At 67.7% G+C, this 17,796-nt stretch carries 16 protein-coding genes and 1 pseudogene; 8 read left to right on the top strand and 9 right to left on the bottom strand.

What is annotated here, in order from left to right; translation table 11 throughout:
- Positions 1-11 precede the first annotated feature (11 nt).
- The 4 genes from JQX13_RS22505 to JQX13_RS22490 form a co-directional block, all read right to left on the bottom strand.
- Entirely contained in the window at positions 12-1,580 is a 1,569-nt protein-coding gene (locus tag JQX13_RS22505; RefSeq protein ID WP_203410975.1) for a protein adenylyltransferase SelO, read from the bottom strand.
- 152 nt (positions 1,581-1,732) lie between these two features.
- Positions 1,733-2,416 (bottom strand): helix-hairpin-helix domain-containing protein, encoded by a 684-nt coding sequence (locus JQX13_RS22500; protein ID WP_203410974.1) that lies wholly within the window; start codon positions 2,414-2,416, stop codon positions 1,733-1,735.
- Between the two features lie 177 nt (positions 2,417-2,593).
- On the bottom strand, positions 2,594-2,995 hold the full coding sequence (locus JQX13_RS22495) for a hypothetical protein (RefSeq protein WP_203410973.1): 402 nt from the start codon (positions 2,993-2,995) through the stop codon (positions 2,594-2,596).
- 188 nt (positions 2,996-3,183) lie between these two features.
- Positions 3,184-4,056, bottom strand: coding sequence for an alpha/beta fold hydrolase (locus JQX13_RS22490; protein ID WP_203410972.1), 873 nt, complete (start codon positions 4,054-4,056; stop codon positions 3,184-3,186).
- A gap of 184 nt (positions 4,057-4,240) precedes the next feature.
- Between JQX13_RS22490 and JQX13_RS22485 the strand changes: the two genes are divergently transcribed.
- Positions 4,241-4,591, top strand: coding sequence for a hypothetical protein (locus JQX13_RS22485; protein ID WP_203410971.1), 351 nt, complete (start codon positions 4,241-4,243; stop codon positions 4,589-4,591).
- A gap of 6 nt (positions 4,592-4,597) precedes the next feature.
- Here the strand turns inward: JQX13_RS22485 and JQX13_RS22480 are convergent, their stop codons facing one another.
- A complete protein-coding gene (locus tag JQX13_RS22480) occupies positions 4,598-5,461 on the bottom strand; it encodes a hypothetical protein (RefSeq protein ID WP_203410970.1) in 864 nt (287 codons plus the stop codon).
- A 230-nt stretch (positions 5,462-5,691) separates the two neighbouring features.
- Between JQX13_RS22480 and JQX13_RS22475 the strand changes: the two genes are divergently transcribed.
- From JQX13_RS22475 to pcaF, 4 genes are all read left to right on the top strand, one after another.
- Entirely contained in the window at positions 5,692-5,901 is a 210-nt protein-coding gene (locus JQX13_RS22475) for a hypothetical protein (RefSeq protein ID WP_203410969.1), read from the top strand.
- A gap of 59 nt (positions 5,902-5,960) precedes the next feature.
- The gene (locus JQX13_RS22470; protein ID WP_203410968.1) at positions 5,961-8,114 is read left to right on the top strand and encodes a DUF4038 domain-containing protein; all 2,154 of its coding nucleotides are present in this window, start codon (positions 5,961-5,963) and stop codon (positions 8,112-8,114) included.
- Between the two features lie 116 nt (positions 8,115-8,230).
- Complete coding sequence (locus tag JQX13_RS22465; protein ID WP_203410967.1) at positions 8,231-9,421, top strand: hypothetical protein; 1,191 nt, start codon at positions 8,231-8,233, stop codon at positions 9,419-9,421.
- A 90-nt stretch (positions 9,422-9,511) separates the two neighbouring features.
- Positions 9,512-10,720 carry a 3-oxoadipyl-CoA thiolase gene (gene pcaF, locus JQX13_RS22460; protein ID WP_203410966.1) on the top strand — a complete coding sequence of 403 codons (1,209 nt, stop codon included), beginning with the start codon at positions 9,512-9,514 and terminating at the stop codon, positions 10,718-10,720.
- Positions 10,721-10,741: 21 nt separating this feature from the next.
- Here the strand turns inward: pcaF and JQX13_RS22455 are convergent, their stop codons facing one another.
- From JQX13_RS22455 to JQX13_RS22435, 4 genes and pseudogenes are all read right to left on the bottom strand, one after another.
- Complete coding sequence (locus JQX13_RS22455; protein ID WP_203410965.1) at positions 10,742-11,437, bottom strand: DNA-binding protein; 696 nt, start codon at positions 11,435-11,437, stop codon at positions 10,742-10,744.
- A gap of 108 nt (positions 11,438-11,545) precedes the next feature.
- Positions 11,546-12,176, bottom strand: a pseudogene (locus JQX13_RS54360) (methyltransferase).
- 153 nt (positions 12,177-12,329) lie between these two features.
- Positions 12,330-12,491 (bottom strand): hypothetical protein, encoded by a 162-nt coding sequence (locus JQX13_RS22440; protein ID WP_203410962.1) that lies wholly within the window; start codon positions 12,489-12,491, stop codon positions 12,330-12,332.
- Between the two features lie 129 nt (positions 12,492-12,620).
- Positions 12,621-13,625, bottom strand: coding sequence for a hypothetical protein (locus JQX13_RS22435; RefSeq protein ID WP_203410961.1), 1,005 nt, complete (start codon positions 13,623-13,625; stop codon positions 12,621-12,623).
- Between the two features lie 952 nt (positions 13,626-14,577).
- Here JQX13_RS22435 and JQX13_RS22430 point away from each other — a divergent pair.
- The 3 genes from JQX13_RS22430 (at position 14,578) to JQX13_RS22420 (ending at position 17,770) form a co-directional block, all read left to right on the top strand.
- Positions 14,578-15,690, top strand: a complete 1,113-nt coding sequence (locus JQX13_RS22430) for an S-(hydroxymethyl)glutathione dehydrogenase/class III alcohol dehydrogenase (RefSeq protein ID WP_203410960.1) — start codon at positions 14,578-14,580, stop codon at positions 15,688-15,690.
- The gene (gene fghA, locus JQX13_RS22425; RefSeq protein WP_203410959.1) at positions 15,690-16,541 is read left to right on the top strand and encodes an S-formylglutathione hydrolase; all 852 of its coding nucleotides are present in this window, start codon (positions 15,690-15,692) and stop codon (positions 16,539-16,541) included. Before JQX13_RS22430 ends, fghA begins: the two co-directional genes overlap by 1 nt.
- Before the next feature lie 182 nt (positions 16,542-16,723).
- A complete protein-coding gene (locus JQX13_RS22420) occupies positions 16,724-17,770 on the top strand; it encodes a polysaccharide lyase (protein ID WP_203410958.1) in 1,047 nt (348 codons plus the stop codon).
- Positions 17,771-17,796: the final 26 nt, after the last annotated feature.

The raw sequence follows: 17,796 nt of genomic DNA, 5'->3' as shown, positions 1-17,796 counted from the left end.
GACCCCCATCCCTAGGAGCTGCACGAGAGCGCCGAGCATCCCGGCTTGGATCTCGCCCAATCGGGTCGCCTGGCCGCGTACGCCTCGCGACCCGGTTGCTCATCGAAGGGCCGCCGCATCACATCGAGCAGCACGTGCACCTTGGAGTCATCGCCCGCGTAGGCGGCCTCGATCGCCTCCTGCGCGAGGTAGTTGCGCAGCACGTACTTCGGATTCACCGCGTCCATCCGGCGCGCCAGCTCGGCGGGGGCAGCGGATTCACGCCTCGTACGCCGCCACCATGCGTTCAGCCATTGGAGACCCTTCGCCAGGTGGGCCTCGGGCACCTGCCCGTAGAAGGCCTCGCGCAGCACGGCCGGGAACTCGCCTGGAGCCGTCGGCGCGGTCACCACTCGAGACAGGCCGCGGAAGAAGAGGGTCATGTCCGTCTCCTCCTCGACGAGCCACGCGAAGCACCCGTTCACCAGCTCGAGGTCGGCTTCATCCTCGATTGAGGACAGCCCCAGCTTCGCCGCGAACCGCGCCGCCAACTCCTTCTCGAACGTGCGCTCGTACTCGAGCAGCCCCGCCTTGAGCAGTGCCTCATCGCCTTCGAAGAGCGGCATCAGCGCTGTCCCGAGCCGCTCGACATTCCACAGGCCGATGCCGGGCTGATTGCCATACCGATACCGGCGGAAGTCCGCATCCGTGGTGTTCGGCGTCCATCCCGGATCGAAGTCATCGAGCCAGCCGTAGGGGCCGTAGTCGATCGTGAGGCCGAGGATCGACATGTTGTCGGTGTTCATCACGCCATGCACGAAGCCCACCGCCTGCCAATGCGCGACGAGTCTCGCGGTGCGCCGCGCCACCTCGTTGAAGAAGGCGGCATAGGTGTCCTTCGACGGCTCGCCGAGCTCCTGGAAGAACTGCGTCACCGTGTAGTCCGCCAGCTTCTTGAGCAGCTCCACGTCACCACGGCTGGCGCACAGCTCGAAGTTGCCGAAGCGCAGGAAGCTCGGAGCGACACGGCAGACGATGGCGCCGGGCTCGGCTTCAGGGTTCCCGTCGTAGAACATGTCTCGGATGACCTGCTCTCCGGTGGCGACGAGCGACAGCGCGCGAGTGGTGGGCACGCCCAGGTGGTGCATGGCCTCGCTGCACAGGAACTCTCGAATCGACGAGCGAAGCACGGCGCGCCCATCGGCGCGGCGCGAGTAGGGCGTCCGGCCCGCGCCCTTGAGTTGTAGCTCGTAGCGCCTGCCGTCGGGCGCCAGCAACTCACCCAATACGATGGCGCGACCATCCCCCAGTTGTCCCGCCCATTGACCGAACTGGTGCCCGCCGTAGTTGGCCGCGTACGGCACCATGCCCGGCCACAGCGCGTTTCCCCCGAGCACCTGCACCCACTCGGCGGACCGCAATGTCGCCTCGTCCAGACCCAACAGCCGCACCACCTCCGGTGAGAGGGCGACCAGTCTCGGGGAGGATACCGGCGTGGGCTGTACCTTCGACCAGAGTGCCCCGTGCACCTGGCGTGACCGCGTATCCGCGAGCGGATCACCGGGAGTTGAGTCGATGAAGTGGGACGTGAAGTGGGGCATGGGACAATTGATGTGAAGGTGGGGCTGTCGATGCAACACGATAGCCCGCTCCCCAGGCAGGTGGGCGGCCTCCAATCACGCGGCAGGATTCCGCTGCGGAGCTGCCCACCTTTCCATGGCGGAGCACGCCACGGGCCCGGGTATCCCGACCGTCAGACGGGAGCCGCTGGCTGCTCGGGCGCTTCTTCCTCGAACTCGCCCACTTGACCCGACAGCCATTCGAAATGGCGCATCTCGTCGGCCGCGTGCCGCTCGAGCATCTGCTCGATGTCGCTGTCCCAGTCCAGCACGGCCACCATCTCGTAGGTTTCGTTGGTCAACTCCTCGTTCGTGAGCAGCGCGATGAGCCCGGTATCGGAGCCCAGGGAGGAGGCCACCCGCGCGATTCCCCGGAGCAACTGCCCGGACGACCTCGGCTCGATGGCCTTCCCGCCGCGCGTCTCCAGCACACGGTTGATTGCATCGACATGGCGGAGGTGGTCATCGCGGAACTGCAACAGGTGCTCGCGAATGTCGGCAATCTCCACCACCTCCGCACACGCCTCGTACGCCAACGCCGCTTCGAGGTCGAGCCGTGCCAACGTCGTCAGGACCTCGACCTCCTCGAGCGCGGCGGTCGGCACGACAGGCTCCGCCCCTTCCGCCCCATCTCCCAAGGAAGCAACCGCGCGGACCTTCTCCATCAGCACGGGGCCGATTCCGGGGATCTGCTCGACCTCCTCCCAGCTCTGGAACCTACCGTGGCGTTCACGGTGCTCGAGGATGAGACGGGCGCGCGCGCTGTCGATCCCCTCGATGAGCTTCAACTCCTCCACGTCCGCACTGTTCAAGTTCACTGAGCTCGTTCTGTCCTCGGTTCTCGCCATGGCCATCCTCCTCGGAGTGCACGGTGCGACGTGCCATGCGATAGCGGAATCGTCGCGAAGGACAGGTCCGGTGGGGACCCGGCCGGATGGCTCCATGCAGGCCAGTCTGGCAACAGGCCCCCCTGGCCCCATGGATGAGCCGGTCTGTCAGCGGCTCTCATTCCGCTCGAGCGGACCTTCGCCGTCATTGACGACACCCGGGTTGCGGCCAATGTCCATATTGTCCTCCTCGAGCGGGCCCCGGTTGTTCTCCAGCGGGCCTTCGCCGTCGTTGATGACACCAGGGTTGTCGCCGATGACGGCGTCATCCTCCCGCTGCGTTCCGGAACCGCCCACGCCCTCCTCGAAGCCCTGCACGGCCTCATTGGTCGTCTCGCGCGCTTCCTGGGCTGCCTCATCCACCCCCTGACCGAACTCCTGTGCCTCTTGTCCGACCTGGCGGGCCTCATCCCGCACCGTTCCCTCCCGACGATCCTGGCAGCCCGCCCCCAGACCGAGCACACCGAGCAACCCCACGAGCGCAAATCCCTTCCATCCCTGACGTGCCATCAGATGCCTCCTTGGTGTGAAACCTTTCCATGCGAAGCTAGACACGTCCTGACGGGCAGGCATGGAGCCACCCCTTCCGTGTGCCGACGCCAGGCAGGCTGCCCGCTCCCACCCGGAACAGGCACCTGGCGCGAGGCTCCCGGAGCAGTGGCTCACGCACCTCACTTCGCCGGATACGTCGTCCCTCGTCACCGTGCGGCATCGCCCTCGGGGGACAGCATCCGAGGCACAACAGGAGAGGGCCGCTCTACCTGCTCGATGAGTGCTTGGATCTCCCGGGCGAGTACATCCGGGTGGTCCTCGGGGACGAAGTGATGTGCGCCCCGCAGCGGGATGACCGGCGCGCCGAGGTCACGCCCGAGCCGGTGGGCATACGCGATGCTCTGCGGGCCGCGTGTACCCCACACGACGCGCGCGGGCACCTTCACGTTCCGGAGCTCGGGTGCAATCCGCTGGGTGTCGCGATTATCGAGCGCGAGCGCCTGCCGGACCAGCGCCGCGCCTGCTTTCTCCCTCGCGTAGTCGCTCCAGTGCGCCTCGAGCGACTCACGCGCCCGCTTCGGGTCGTCGTGCAACCGCGCGAACATCAAGCGCATCATCCACTTCACGAGGGCGTTCGGCGCGCGCCGCACCAGGGGAGCCATGGCGCGAAGGAGCTTCACCGAGGGGATGGGCCACGAGTCGTACGCAACGCAGTTGACGAGCAAGAGCCCAGCCAGCGGCCGCTGCGTCGCGACGATCTGCGCAATCCCTCCGCCGAGGTCGTGTCCGACGAGGATGGGGCGCTCGAGCGCGAGCGCGTCCATCCACGACAGCAGGTAGCGCGCTTGAGCGGCGACGGACAGGTCCAGCCCACGCCCCTCGCGAATGGAACCACCGTACCCGATGAGCTCCCAGGCGAGAACCCGCACGCCACTCAACGCGGGGACCACATGACGCCACAACCTCGGGCTGGTGGGAATGCCATGGAGAAGGACGAGCGGACGCCCCACTCCATACTCGTACCATCGCATTTGGATGTCACCGATGCGCGCGGAGCGCGGCTCCATCTGCGGCCTCAAGGTTGCCTCCTCCTCCGTCGTCCTGGAGACACCCTGACCATGCCCACGACAAAAGACAAACATCACCCGAGGCGGGCCAACCCGGGTCGCCGCACCGCTCCAGAAGCAAGCTGGCGGCTTCCGTGGGACAGGTTGGCGGCCCCAGGCCCGCGCACGCATCTTCCCGATGCTGGAGGACTGCCACATGGGCGATGAACGACTGCGGCGGGCACTCGGATGGGGGAGCGTGGGCTCGGGGCTCGTCCTGCTGGCGTTCGCGGACCGCGTCTGCCGCCTTCTCCAACTGAGAGACCGGAGCGCGCACGTGCGCGCCGCGGGACTGCGCGACGTCATCATCGGTCTGGGAATCGTGACGCGGCGCGACCGCCGCCCGTGGCTGTGGGCTCGCTCGCTCTCGGACGCGTTCGACTCGGCGTGGCTCTGGAAGACGGTGCGGGAGCGCCCGCGTGGCGCCGGTGGTCGAGCCGCCGTCGCGGCGGGTGGCCTCGGGCTCACGCTCATCGACTTCGCCGCGATACTCACGCCGAAGGGGTAGAAGGACTCAGGCGGGTCGTGTGAAGATTCGCGAGTACCGGCGCCACGCCCACCGGACGAGGCCCCCGAGCGACACGACGGCAAGGGGCAGGACGAAGGGCATCATGGGTCCGCAGCCGAAGGGGGGATTGGAGTAGCGGAGCAGTTCGCCATTGAAAGCGAGGTCTGACACGCACTCCACCATCGCGGTGGACCACACCATCACCGCACCGACCAGGAACAGCAGGAGGGTGACCGGAACCTGGTGCTGGCTGAATTCCCACGACAGCCGGGCGGCCAGCAGGAGGAGCAACCCCATGGCCAGAGGCACCGGGCTGAACTCGAAGGCATTGGAGTCGTTGTCGATGGCGATGGCGAAGGCCAGCACCGAGAACAGGACGAAGAGGAGGATGCCGCCCGCCTCCTTCCAGACCGGAGACCCCAGGGACGTCGCCCACGAGTCGACCCTCGCCGCCCCCGCGAGTCTTCTCCGGCGCGCCCATTGAACGATGCCGACCACCGATAGGAAAGGCGTGGGCAGGAAACCGACCAGCAACAAGCCGCAAGCAACGGACCCACCGTGATGGGACTGTAGGTATCCGGCGAGAGGACCGAGGAAGAGCTTCTGGAGGATGAGCCATACCGAGACCCCGCCTACCAGGAGCGCCAGGATGGCCGAGGAGATCCGATACCGGCTGGCCCGCCACACCAGCACGCCGAGCAGGAGGTTCACGCCCCCCCCGAGCATGATTCGCAGATAATCCGGAGGCTCGAAGATGATGCCGTCCGTTTGTGCCAGGAACAGGGCGGGGGACAGGATGACGAGCAATGGGGGGAGCACGGTACGGGTCATATCGAAGTTCGGAGCGTCGATCACGAACCAGGCGCCCATCTCGAGAGCCGCTCCGCGGGCCGCGCGAACGCTGTCAGCCCCACACGCGCCCCGCCCCCCCGCCGGGGCGATACTCTTCCCTGCGCCCAAAATATACATCACCGGCCACCATCCACTGCCCGTCCACCCGCGCCTTCTCCGAATGTTCCGAAACATTTGAGATGACTTTCACGCGGGGGCTCCGTGAAGCGCGCCGTGAGCTCCCGTCATCCACTCGCAGGAGAGAAATCATGAGGGGCATCGAGTTCCCGGCCGAGGCCGACATCCTCGTCGAGACGCCAGGAGCCGCCCGCTCCGTACGGGAGCTCGGGCCCCCCGGCGCAGTCGAGGAGAGTCCAAGAGTCAGACGTCAACTCTCGACTCCTGGGAATTCAGGAACACTGGAAATAGCTGACAAACGTTTCAACCCAGAATATAAGGCGCTCGTGTCGTCGGCATGAGGCGCACACCTCGCCGACGGCATGTTCCTGCAACTTCGTACGACCGCGAGGGAATCACCGTGCGCAAATCGCTGCTATCCCTGATGTGTCTTTCGCTGATGACGGCCTGTGGAGCCGAGCAGGCACCGCTCGACATGCCGGAGACGGGCTCGACACCGGACACGATGGGCACGGACGCCGCCCCCCTGGCGGCGCTTCCCAAGCTGCGCGTGAACGGGCGGTTCCTGGTGAAGGCGGACGGCTCCCCGTTCTTCTGGATGGCGGACACGGCCTGGCAGCTCCTGCCCTGGCTCAACCGCTCGGAGGTCCAGACCTACCTGGACAACCGCGCGGAGCGTGGCTTCAACGTCATCCAGGCGGTCGCCCTCGGCCCCCAGAGCGGCGCGTACAACAACGTCTACAACGACTTCCCGTTCGTCAACTTCGACTACACGAAGCCCAACGTCACGCCGGGCAGCGACCCGAACAACGCCACCCAGTACGATTACTGGGATCACGTCGACTACATCATCAACGAGGCCGAGGCGCGCGGCATCTACACGGCGCTGCTCCCCACATGGGGCACCCTCGTGAAGGAAGGCCACATCACCCTGGCCCATGCCGAGACGTATGGCCGGTTCCTGGGCAGCCGCTACGCCAGCAAGCCCATCATCTGGGTGCTCGGAGGTGATGTGGACCCTTCCGGCAACGAGGCCGTCTGGCGTGCGATGGCCAAGGGCATCGCCATCGGCGTTTCGGGCTCCGAGGACTACAGCAAGGTGCTGATGACCTACCACCCGAAGGGTGGGACGAAGTCCGCTACCTGGTTCCACAACGAGCCGTGGCTGGACTTCAACATGCAGCAGAACGGCCACTGCCTGAACAAGGACGTCTGGAACCACATCGCGTCCGACTACAACCGCACGCCGGTGAAGCCCACGCTGGATGGGGAGCCCCTCTACGAGAAGATCCAGATCTGCCTCCGGGCGGGCACCGGCTTCTCCGACGACTACGAAATCCGGAAGTACGCGTACTGGAGCGTGTTCGCCGGAGCCTTCGGCCACACCTACGGGCACAATTCGGTGTGGCAGATGTATGCGCCGGGCCGCAAGCCGGCGTTCGAGCCCCAGAACTATTGGTACCAGGGCATCAACGACCCGGGCGCGATGCAGATGAAGTACCTCCGCCAGCTCATCGAGTCGCGTCCGATGCTCTCGCGCATCCCGGACCAGGGCGTGGTGGCGTCGGACGCCAGCACGGGCACCCACCGCATCCAGGCCACGCGTGACGCGAATGGCACCTACGCCTTCGTCTACAGCTCGTCCGGCCAGGCCTTCACGGTGAACATGAGCCGCCTCACCGGGGGGACCGTCCGCGCCACCTGGTACAACCCGCGCACCGGTGCGACCACGGCGATTGGCACCTACGCCAACACGGGTACCCGGCAGTTCACGCCTCCCAGCAGCGGCGCGAAGAACGACTGGGTGCTGATCCTGGATGACAACACGCGCAACTACCCGATGCCGGGCGGCACGACGGCGCCGGTGACCGAGGCGTACACGACGCAGTCCGCCTCCGCCTCGCCCACCAGCGTGGCCCCGGGACAGACCGTCAACCTCTCGGTGGCCATCCGGGCCGCCGCCGCGGCGTCGGGCCGCAACGTGAAGCTCACGGTGCGCAACGCCTCGAACACCACCGTGGGCGAGCTCAACTTCGTGAACCAGAGCTTCGGCCAGGGGGAGACCAAGACCTACCCGTTCGCCTTCGCCGTGCCCTCGAACCTGGCCAACGGCACGTACTGCGTGACCGCGGGCGTCACGAACTCGGCCTGGAGCCCGTGGTACCTCTGGGACAACTGCGCGACCTCGTTCACGGTCTCCAACGCGCCCGCTCCGACCATCGGCTTCACCCTCGTGTCCGCGACGACCTCCCCCACGACGGTGAGCCGCGGTGGAACGGTGCGGCTCTCCAGCACCTTCCAGGCGAACGCGGCCGCCAGCGGCGTGAACGTGAAGCTCGATGTGCGCAACTCCACCGGCTCGAGCACCCTCGTCGACAACCCGATTGCGAATCAGAGCTTCACGCAGGGGCAGTCGCGGACGTTCCAGTTCGACTACACCGTCCCGTCGACGATGGCCGCGGGCACCTACTGCCTGGCGACCGGCGTGTCCAACTCGGCCTGGTCGACCTGGTACGTGTGGAACAGCTGCGCGACGAAGTTCACGGTCCAGTAACAGCGCCCAAGCGCATCCGGGCCTGGGTGATGCGCTCCCTGGTCCGTAGAGGATGAGAGCCATGGGCGGGGGGGGCTTGTTCCGAGCCCCCCGCGTCTCATATGCAACAGTTACACATGTTGCGCACCCTCCTCATCTCACTCGTGCTGCTGCTCGCCGTGCCCCGCTCCTCCGCGCTCGCCGCCGAGGAGGCGTCCTGGAACACCACCCTTCCCGCCGAAGCCGTGGCCACCTACCTGGACGGACCTCCGGCCCGTTACATGGTGGTGCCCGCTGGCACCGAGGCGCCCGAGCTCGCCCAGGCGGAGCAGGCCCTGGCGGCCGCGTTGCGGAACAGCGGCAAGGCCGTGCTGGTGATGAATGCCCAGGCACTCGGCCCGGTGGCGCAGTTGGATGACGCCGCCATCGTCCAGCGCGGCGCGGGCTTCCCCGTGGACCGGGTCATGGTGCTGCGGCTCTTCCCGGATGCCTCCGGAGCGCTGACCCAGGCCGTGGTCACCCTCTACGACACGGCCGGCCAGCCTCGGGGCTCCTTCTTCGCGAACCAGGGAACGGCGCTCGCGCCCAGGCCCCAGGCTCCCGAGCAGAAGGTGGCCTCCGCCTCCGAGCCCACTCCCCCGCCAGCGCCCGCGAATCCCCCACCGGCCGCGCCCGCGCGCCCGTCCAAGCCCAAGCCCCTCACGGATCCCGTGGAGCAGTACGAGCAGCAGTACATCGGCTTCGACGAGTTCGTCGCGCTCAACGGCCAAACGGGCACCGTGGTGGCCCAGACCTCCTTGCCGTATGAGGGGAAGTTCAAGAGGCCGCTCCAGGGCGACGCCTTCTACAAAAAGGTGGGCCGGGAGGATCTGGTGCAAGCCTATCAGGGCAAGATCGCCCTCAAGACGGTCATCGGAATCGCGGGCGGAGCGGCCCTGGTGGGTGGTGCCATCTTCGGCATCAATGGCCTCAACGCCGGGGAGGAGGACTGCGCTGGATATGACGACTACGCCGGCTCCAGCGCCTGCTTCGACCGCAACTGGGCGCGCCAGGATGAGCAACGGGCGAAGTTCCTGACGGGCCTGGGTATCTCCACGGCGGGCATCGTCGCGCTGGCCGCGGCCATCCTCATCAATCCCCACCCTGTCACCGCGAGCGAGGCGCGCGAGCTGGCCGACGGCTACAACAAGAAGCTCAAGACGAACCTGGGTCTCTCCGAGGACGGCACGCCCATCGCGCCCCCCGAGCGCCCCGCCGCCATCCAGGCCCGCTTCTCGCCCGTGTTCCGCCCCGATGGCGGCGGGCTGATGCTGAGCGGCACCTTCTGAGTCCCGCCAGCTCCTGCCCACGGGCCATCCGATCGCGGCCGGCGTGCTGCCGCCCGGGCGGCCCGGCAAGGGCCCGGTTGGAGATGAATCATGAGCGAAGCGTTCATCTGTGATGCGGTGCGCACGCCCGTGGGCCGCCATGGCGGCGTGCTGGCCGGAGTGCGTGCCGATGACCTCGGCGCCATTCCCCTGAGGGTCCTGCTCGCACGCCATCCCAAGCTCGATCCTCGGCTCATCGACGAGGTCTATCTGGGCTGTGCGAACCAGGCGGGCGAGGACAACCGCAACGTGGCCCGAATGAGCCTGCTCCTGGCTGGCCTGCCGCACGAGGTACCCGGCGTCACGCTCAACCGCTTGTGCGGCTCCGGCATGGAGGCGGTGGGCAGCGCGGCGCGCGCCATCCGCGTCGGCGAAATCTCCCTGGCGCTGGCCGGTGGCGTGGAATCGATGAGCCGCGCGCCCTTCGTGCTCGGCAAGGCGGATGCGGCGTTCTCCCGTGCTCAGACGCTGGAGGACACCACCCTGGGTTGGCGCTTCATCAACCCGGTGTTCCAGAGCCAGTATGGTGTGGAGAGCATGCCCGAGACGGCGGAGAACGTGGCCGCCGAGTTCGGCATCTCGCGCGCCGACCAGGATGCCTTCGCCCTGCGCAGCCAGCAGCGTGCCGCGCGCGCGCAGCAAGCCGGCTTCTTCGCCGAGGAGATCGTCCCGGTGGACGTGCCAGGACGCAAGCGCGGCGAGACGGTGCGGATCGACCGCGACGAGCACCCGCGCCCGGACACCACCCTGGATGGTCTGGCGAAGCTGAAGGCCCTCTTCCGCGACAACGGGACGGTGACCGCCGGCAACGCGTCGGGCATCAACGACGGGGCGGCCGCGCTGCTCCTCGCGTCCGAGGCCGCGGTCGAGCGGTTCGGGCTGACGCCACGGGCGCGCGTACTGGGCATGGCCACGGCGGGTGTTCCGCCCCGCATCATGGGCGTGGGACCGGTGCCAGCGACGCGCAAGCTGTGCGCGCGGCTGGGGTTGGAGCCGAAGGACTTCGACGTCATCGAGCTCAACGAGGCCTTCGCCAGTCAGGCCCTGACCTGCCTGCGGCAGCTCGGAATCCCGGACGATGCCGAGCACGTCAACGCCTGGGGTGGCGCCATCGCGCTGGGCCATCCGCTCGGCATGAGCGGCGCGCGTCTCGTGCTCACCGCGGTCCACCAGCTCCAGAAGAGCGGCGGACGGCGCGCGCTCGCCACCATGTGCATCGGTGTCGGCCAGGGCATCGCCCTGGCCCTCGAGCGCGTGTAGCGCCGCCACCCGCTCCGTGCGCTACGGCACCACGACGAGGTCCGAGGGCTGCCGGGGCGCCACCTCATAGGTGGACTCGTACTGCGCCGACAGGCCCGTCACCTGGATCTTCTGGCCCACCTTGAGGGCGCGCACCGTGTCCGGGTTGAAGCCCGCCGAGTCGTGGATGTACACCTGCACCTCGCCCGAGCCGTCATTGACATACAGCTCGTAGCCGTAGGGCAGCTCGTCATTGGCGGCCTGGGTCACCGTGGCGTTCACACGCACGAGCAGCCCCTCGGTGGACTCGCCCACGTCGCCGGTGCGCACGTCCCTGGCGCCCACCTGCTGGGTGCCGTCCAGCTTCTCGACGGAGCCGAGCTCGCTCTCGAGGATGCGCAGGTTGTTCTCGTCCTTCAGCGTGCCCTTCACGCGAACGTGCGTGCCCAACCCGAAATCGAGCTTCTCCGTCAGCTTCACGTAGATGCCACCGGTGTTGTCCTGGATGGCGAAGCCCTCATTCTCCAGCGCCGAGGAGAACGCCCCTGGCTGCACCGTGACGTACCCCTCCACCGTCACCTGGGTGCCGTTGTCACGGTTGCGCGCCTCCGTGATGGGAGTGGGCTTGGGCTGCTCGGGGTCGGAGTCACCGCAGGCCGCGAGCACCGAGAGCGCCAACAGGAGGAAGCGCGGCCCCATGAGCACGCGAGAAGAGAGCGTCGAAGAAGAGAGGGTCATGGGACGCCGAATAATGAACGTTCGAAGGGCTCGTCAAGAAACTGAGGGATGGGGAGCGGGAATCCGTTCAAAACTCAGCTCCCCCGCCCTTTCTTGTTGGCTCGAGAGTCAGACGCTCGGTTGCGCCTCGATGAGCGCGAAGCCACCGACCAGGTCGATGGTCCGCGTCACCTCGAGCCCGGCCTGCGCCAACAAGGTCTGGAACGCCTTCGTGGTGCGCGTCTTGCTGCCGAGCAGCGCCAGCATCGTCAAATCGATGAACGTATGCAGACCCGGCACCGCCTGCTCCGGCATGAGCTGTTCGCTCAGCAGCAGCTTGGCGTCATTCCGCATCGCCTGCCGGCAGTTGCCCAGAATCCTCAACGCCTGTTCATCCGCCCAGTCATGGATGATCATCTTCATCATGTACAGGTCATGACCCGCCGGCACCGACTCGAAGAAGCCGCCGCCGAAACAGCACGCCGCGCAGATGCGAATGCGCGTTCAGCACATGCGCGAGGAATGAACCCTGGCAGCCCGCGACGCCGACGACTGTCTTCACCTTCGAGAAGTCGTAGCGCTCCGAGACGACCTCGGTGCCGCTCATCGCGGAGAACGAGGTCATCGCCTGGTTGAATATCGCCGCGTCTTCCGCGTGCTTGGACAGGAACTCGAAGGCGGGCTGCCCGTGGACTTGATTGAATCCCGGCTGCCCCGTCTTGACGGCATGGGGGAGCTGCCCCAACTCCGCCAGTACCACTCGGAGCCCACCATCATCACGAAGCCCCAAAGCGAGCCCGGCACATCCGAGCGCAGCGTCTGGGACAGCGGAGTCAACGCGAAGCGCCCGTCCTCCGATTCAGCGAATACGCCAACGCTCGACAGCGCACGCAGCAGCTGGCGCAGGGAGTCCTCATGCGTCTGCGTCGCGGGCCAACTCGGCCGTCGTTTTCGGACCGTCCTTCAAACAGTCGGGGACACGCCATTTCGCCGCCGTGTGGATCGCCAGCGGCAACCAGAAGGCAGTGACCATCTGTACCATCGCTCTCTGCGGCGATGTCTCTTGCTGTTCCATCTCTCGTATGCCCCTCTCCAACGGTTCGAACAGGCCCCTCCGGGCCGGCTCTTCAGCAACTTGTCCGAAAGTCGGACAGGTCAGCGAAGAGCGAGGCCGGAGGGCGACGGGGAGAGGGAGGTGGTGGTGTCAGTCCTTCTGGCGCACGTAGATGTCCACGTAGGACAGGTTCCACACCGCGTCCACCACGGACGGGTACTGCTCGCCCACCTCGACCTCCGCTTCCGCGATGGAGGTGTTGAGCGCGTACCCGCCGCAGCGCTTGCCGCCCGCGGCGCTCCCATCCAGGCTGAACGTCAGGCGGTACCACCCCGCCGCACTCACGTGCATGGGCAGCGCCGCACGCCACAGCTCCCAGTCGTACCGGAAGAGTGCCTTGCCGCTCACGTCCACCACCGCCGCCAGGCCACCGCTCCGGCCCCGGTCACCCTTCTCCCATACCGCGCTGTTGACGAGCGTATGCGCGGCGCCAGTCCACTCGCCCGCGGCCGCGTTCCAATGGAAACGCTCCGGCTGCGGCCGTCGCGCGCTGGCTGAAGACTCCAGCTTCTGGATGGTCAACCGCGCGCACGGTGTGATGACCGTGGCGTCCCCGCTCTCGGTCCGCGAGGCAATGGCCGGCTCCGTGTTCGACGCCACCACGCCCCGCATCTCCCGGACACCCTGGCCATGGAGGTGCTGCATCTCGTAGGCCGGCAAGGGCTCGTCGAGCGCGGTGTACAGCGTGGTCTCCACGCGAATGGCGGACGCGGTGCTCCACGTGGTGTTCTCGAGCCCATCGCGCCAGTCCACCTCGGACACGCCCACGGTGGCGCCCGGCGTCCCATTCAAGACGCCCGCCTGCCAGCGTCCCCCCTCGTCCTGGGGGTACACGCGCCACACGTCCACGCCGGGCGGAGGCGTACAGGTGCTCGGGGCGCACGCCACCGGCTCCTGTCCCTCCATCCAGCCGTACCACCATTTGCCCTCGAGGCGGGGGACCGTCAGGCCCGTACGCAACGACAGGCCAGCTCCTTCCGGGAGCACCACCGGGTACGACAGGTTGTGGTTTCCCGCCCAGGCCGCCGCTGGAAGCAACACAGCTCCCGCGAGCACACAACTCCTGGTGGCCCGATTCACGACTCCCCGCTTCATGTGAGCGCCTCCTCCGCCTCTCCACGCCCGCCGCTCCGTCAGGTGCTCGGGCGACTTCGAGGTGCGCAAGGAGTTGGGGATGGGGCTTCGCGGCTTCAAGTGTCCACGAGGGCTCGGGGCCCCGCCGCGAATGCGGAGTGTCTGGCAGAACACCTCCTGCCCACAGCGTGGTGCCGCCCGGCAACGGGCTCTCGAGGTCCGAGGGCTCGGTGGCGTGGATCCACCTCCCTCGTACGACCCCCGGCACCCCTACGCGACCGCGGCCGGCTCGGGCCTCCTGCCGCGGTGCTCCGACGACGACAACTGCCTGACGGATGGCCTCCTCCGGTGCCTCACCGGTGGCCAATCTCCGCGCCCTTCCCCCGGGCGCGCTCACCCGTGTCCGCGCCATGGCGGACCCGACACCGGGTGCGAGCACCTTCTTCACCTGCGGGTGCTCGGCTCTCCGGGCCAGCCTCGGAGGCTGTGCCTCCTGGCCCGGGGGGTACCGTCGGAGCTCGGTACCCACTGGCATGGGCGGGCCATCCGCGCGGCTGACCGCGAGGCCCGCGATGAGCATCCCCCGTATCCGGGCGGCGCTCGGCTGCATGGGCTCCGGCTCCCCCACCGAGGCGAGGTGCTGGGGTGCCGTGCCCTGTCGTTCCATCTCCTCCAATCGGAGGATGAGGGAATCAATGGAATCGTCGAAGCGGGTACACCCGGATGCCATCAGGGCGAGCAGCAGCGACACCAGCAGGACACTCGTCCCGCCGGGCCGCACGACCGCTCGCGCTCTGTTGGCCACGCATCTCATGCGTCTCGTCCGATGCTCCTCGATGACCCGTACATCCGACGATGTGTTACCGCGACTGTCGGGAAGCGCAATTCTTCGGCCGGTGAAGCCCCCCGGCTCCCCACGTGCCCGCTACCCTCCGCTGCGCCTCGCTACATCCCGCAACCGGAGGACACGAGCATGGACATCCAAGCCGCCGTGGCGTTCGAACCCGGCAAGCCCCTGCGCATCGAAACGGTACAGCTCGAAGGACCCAAGGCCGGCGAAGTGCTCGTCGAGCTGAAGGCCACGGGCATCTGCCACACCGACGCGTACACCATGTCGGGCAAGGACCCCGAGGGCATCTTCCCCAGCATCCTCGGCCACGAGGGCGCGGGTGTGGTGGTGGACATAGGCCCCGGTGTCACCTCGGTGAAGAAGGGCGACCACGTCATCCCGCTCTACACCCCCGAGTGCCGCCAATGTAAATCCTGCCTGTCGCGCAAGACGAACCTCTGCACCGCCATCCGCGCCACCCAGGGCAAGGGCCTCATGCCCGATGGCACCAGCCGCTTCCGGCTCGGCAAGGAGCCCATCCACCACTACATGGGGACGTCCACCTTCGCGAGCCACACGGTGCTCCCGGAGATCGCCGTGGCGAAGATTCGCGAGGACGCGCCCTTCGACAAGGTCTGCTACATCGGCTGCGGGGTGACCACGGGCATTGGCGCCGTCATCTATACCGCCAGGGTGGAGGCGGGCGCCCGCGTGGTCGTCTTCGGACTGGGCGGCATCGGACTCAACGTGGTGCAGGCCTGCCGCATGGTGGGCGCGGATCAGATCGTCGGCGTGGACCTCAACCCCGCCCGGCGCGCCATGGCCGAGAAGTTCGGCCTCACCCACTTCGTCAACCCGACCGAGGTGGGCGCGGACCTGGTGCCCTACCTCGTCAACCTCACCGGCGGCGGCGCCGACTACAGCTTCGAGTGCATCGGCAACGTGCAGACCATGCGGCAGGCGCTCGAGTGCTGCCACCGCGGCTGGGGCGAGAGCATCATCATCGGCGTGGCCGCGGCCGGACAGGAGATCAGCACCCGCCCCTTCCAGCTCGTCACCGGGCGCGTGTGGAAGGGCAGTGCCTTCGGCGGCGCCCGGGGCCGCACCGACGTGCCCCGCATCGTCGACTGGTACATGGACGGGAAGATCCAGATCGACCCGCTCATCACCCATACGCTGCCGCTCGAGCGCATCAACGAGGGCTTCGACCTGATGCACCGGGGCGAGTCCATCCGCGCCGTGGTGAGGTACGCGTGATGGGAGCGGACCTCCGGCTCGCCTCCGAGCACCGCTGCTTCGGAGGCACCGTCGCCTACTACCGCCATGACTCGGAGGTGTGTGGCGGCGAGATGCGCTTCGCCGTCTACCTGCCGCCCCAGGCCCGGGCGGGCAAGGTGCCCGTCCTGTATTACCTCTCGGGGCTCACCTGCACCGAGGAGACCTTCCTCATCAAGGCCGGTGCGCAGCGGCTCGCCGCCGAGCTGGGGCTGATGCTCGTCGTCCCCGACACCAGCCCGCGCAACACCGGCATCGAGAAGGAGGACGTGGACTGGGAGGTGGGCACCGCCGCTGGCTTCTATGTGGATGCCACCGCGCGGCCCTGGGCCTCGCGCTTCCACATGTTCAGCTACGTCACCCGGGAGCTGCCCGAGCTCGTGGGCAGGAGCTTCCCCGCTCGCATGGATCGCGAGGGCATCTTCGGCCACTCCATGGGTGGGCACGGCGCCCTCGTCTGCGCCCTGCGCCAGCCGGGCCGCTATCGCTCCGTCTCCGCGTTCGCGCCCATCTCGGCCCCCATGCGCTGCCCGTGGGGACAGAAGGCCTTCGGCACCTACTTCGGGCCCGATACCGAGGCCTGGCGCGGGTGGGACACCACCGAGCTGCTGCGCTCCGGGGGCGCGCGACTCCCGCCCCTGCTCGTGGACCAGGGCACGAGCGACAAGTTCCTCGTGGAGCAGCTCAAACCCGAGCTCCTCCGTGAGTCCTGCGAGCAATCAGGGCAGCCCCTGACACTCCGTTTCCAGGACGGATACGACCACGGCTACTACTTCGTCTCGACCTTCATGGCCGACCACCTCCGCCATCACGCCACGGCCCTAAGCGCCTGAAATACCGGGGGACTCGTGCCCACTCGCGGGGCGCGCCTGCCACGAGGCCCTCGTCTACCCAGACACAGGGCAAGCAAGATGACGAGCCACCGCTTCGAGGAGGGCTGACAGGGAAGCACCTCGGGAAGTGGGAGGGGGAGCCGTTTGTCCGAGGGGTCCCAAACGGAACGAAAGGACCGAGATTGAAGCGTTTGCTGAGACTTGCCCCCTTCGCGCTGCTGTTGCCTACCCTGGCCATTGCCTCCCCCGTGTGGAAGGGGGACTTCGAGACTGGAAATCTCTCGCAGTGGGATCGCGAGCAGAGTGTCTCCTCGAGCCGCCTGTTGGTGGTCAACTCGCCCGTGCGAGAGGGCCGCTACGCGCTGAAGGTCACCGTCCGTAAGGGCGATGACCCCATCAACGCCAGCGGCAACCGCAACGAGGTTCTCTATCTGGGCCGCGAGGAGCCCGGCTCCGAGTACTTCTACAAGTGGAGCACCCTCTTCCCGAGCAGCTTCCCCCGCTCGTCCAAGTGGGCGCTCTTCACCCAGTGGCATCACGACGGTAACGGAGGCTCGCCGCCGATCGAGTTCTACGTGGTGGATGACCAGCTGCGCCTGCGCGTGGGTGGCAGCAGCGGGAAGATCGTCTGGACCTCGCCCCTGCGGCGCGAGCACTGGAACGACTTCGTCCTGCACGTGAAGTGGTCTCCGGACCCGAAGGTCGGCTTCGTCGAGCTGTACCACGACGGCAAGGTCGTCCTGCCGAAGATGAAGGTGGCCACGCAGTACTCGGGCCAGCGCAACTACCTGAAGATCGGCCTCTACCGCGATGAGTCCATCTCCCAGGAAGGCGTGGTCTTCCACGACGGCTTCATCCAGGCCACCAGCAAGGACGACGTGATTCCCCCCGTCGTCGCCACGCCGACGCCGGAGACCCCGGCCCCCGAGACCCCTGATTCCGAGCCCGGCTCCGACCCCGGTGATGTCTCCTCTCCCCCGGACGACTCCACCGATGGGCAGCCCGGGACCGTCGTCCAGGCGCCCTCGGAGCCCGGTGATTCCTCTCCGGGTACGGACGGCGTCATCCCCGGTGACGCATCGCTCGGGGCCGGGATGCAGGCCGCGAGCTGCGGTGCCTCCTCGACCGGAGGGACCCCCCTGCTCGTCGCCGCCGCGCTGACCCTGGCCGCCCTGCTCGGCCGGCGCAAGGCGGTACCGGCCCACGCACGCGCTCGCCGCACGCGCTGAGACGAACCCCGGCCCGGGCCTGACCT

The organism is Archangium violaceum (genome assembly GCF_016859125.1).
Lineage (GTDB): Bacteria > Myxococcota > Myxococcia > Myxococcales > Myxococcaceae > Archangium > Archangium violaceum_A.
The sequence above is the reverse complement of the archived record's forward strand: the minus strand, read 5'-3'. Positions and strand labels throughout refer to the sequence as shown.

Bases quoted from the DNA above. Each gene is read 5' to 3' on its own strand.
- JQX13_RS22440 (WP_203410962.1), bottom strand. From the start codon at position 12,491: ATGGAACAGCAAGAGACATCGCCGCAGAGAGCGATGGTACAGATGGTC.
- pcaF (WP_203410966.1), top strand. From the start codon at position 9,512: ATGAGCGAAGCGTTCATCTGTGATGCGGTGCGCACGCCCGTGGGCCGC.
- JQX13_RS22475 (WP_203410969.1), top strand. From the start codon at position 5,692: ATGAGGGGCATCGAGTTCCCGGCCGAGGCCGACATCCTCGTCGAGACG.
- JQX13_RS22485 (WP_203410971.1), top strand. From the start codon at position 4,241: ATGGGCGATGAACGACTGCGGCGGGCACTCGGATGGGGGAGCGTGGGC.
- JQX13_RS22430 (WP_203410960.1), top strand. From the start codon at position 14,578: ATGGACATCCAAGCCGCCGTGGCGTTCGAACCCGGCAAGCCCCTGCGC.
- JQX13_RS22435 (WP_203410961.1), bottom strand. From the start codon at position 13,625: ATGAAGCGGGGAGTCGTGAATCGGGCCACCAGGAGTTGTGTGCTCGCG.
- JQX13_RS22465 (WP_203410967.1), top strand. From the start codon at position 8,231: ATGTTGCGCACCCTCCTCATCTCACTCGTGCTGCTGCTCGCCGTGCCC.
- JQX13_RS22495 (WP_203410973.1), bottom strand. From the start codon at position 2,995: ATGGCACGTCAGGGATGGAAGGGATTTGCGCTCGTGGGGTTGCTCGGT.
- JQX13_RS22455 (WP_203410965.1), bottom strand. From the start codon at position 11,437: ATGACCCTCTCTTCTTCGACGCTCTCTTCTCGCGTGCTCATGGGGCCG.
- fghA (WP_203410959.1), top strand. From the start codon at position 15,690: ATGGGAGCGGACCTCCGGCTCGCCTCCGAGCACCGCTGCTTCGGAGGC.
- JQX13_RS22480 (WP_203410970.1), bottom strand. From the start codon at position 5,461: ATGGGCGCCTGGTTCGTGATCGACGCTCCGAACTTCGATATGACCCGT.
- JQX13_RS22505 (WP_203410975.1), bottom strand. From the start codon at position 1,580: ATGCCCCACTTCACGTCCCACTTCATCGACTCAACTCCCGGTGATCCG.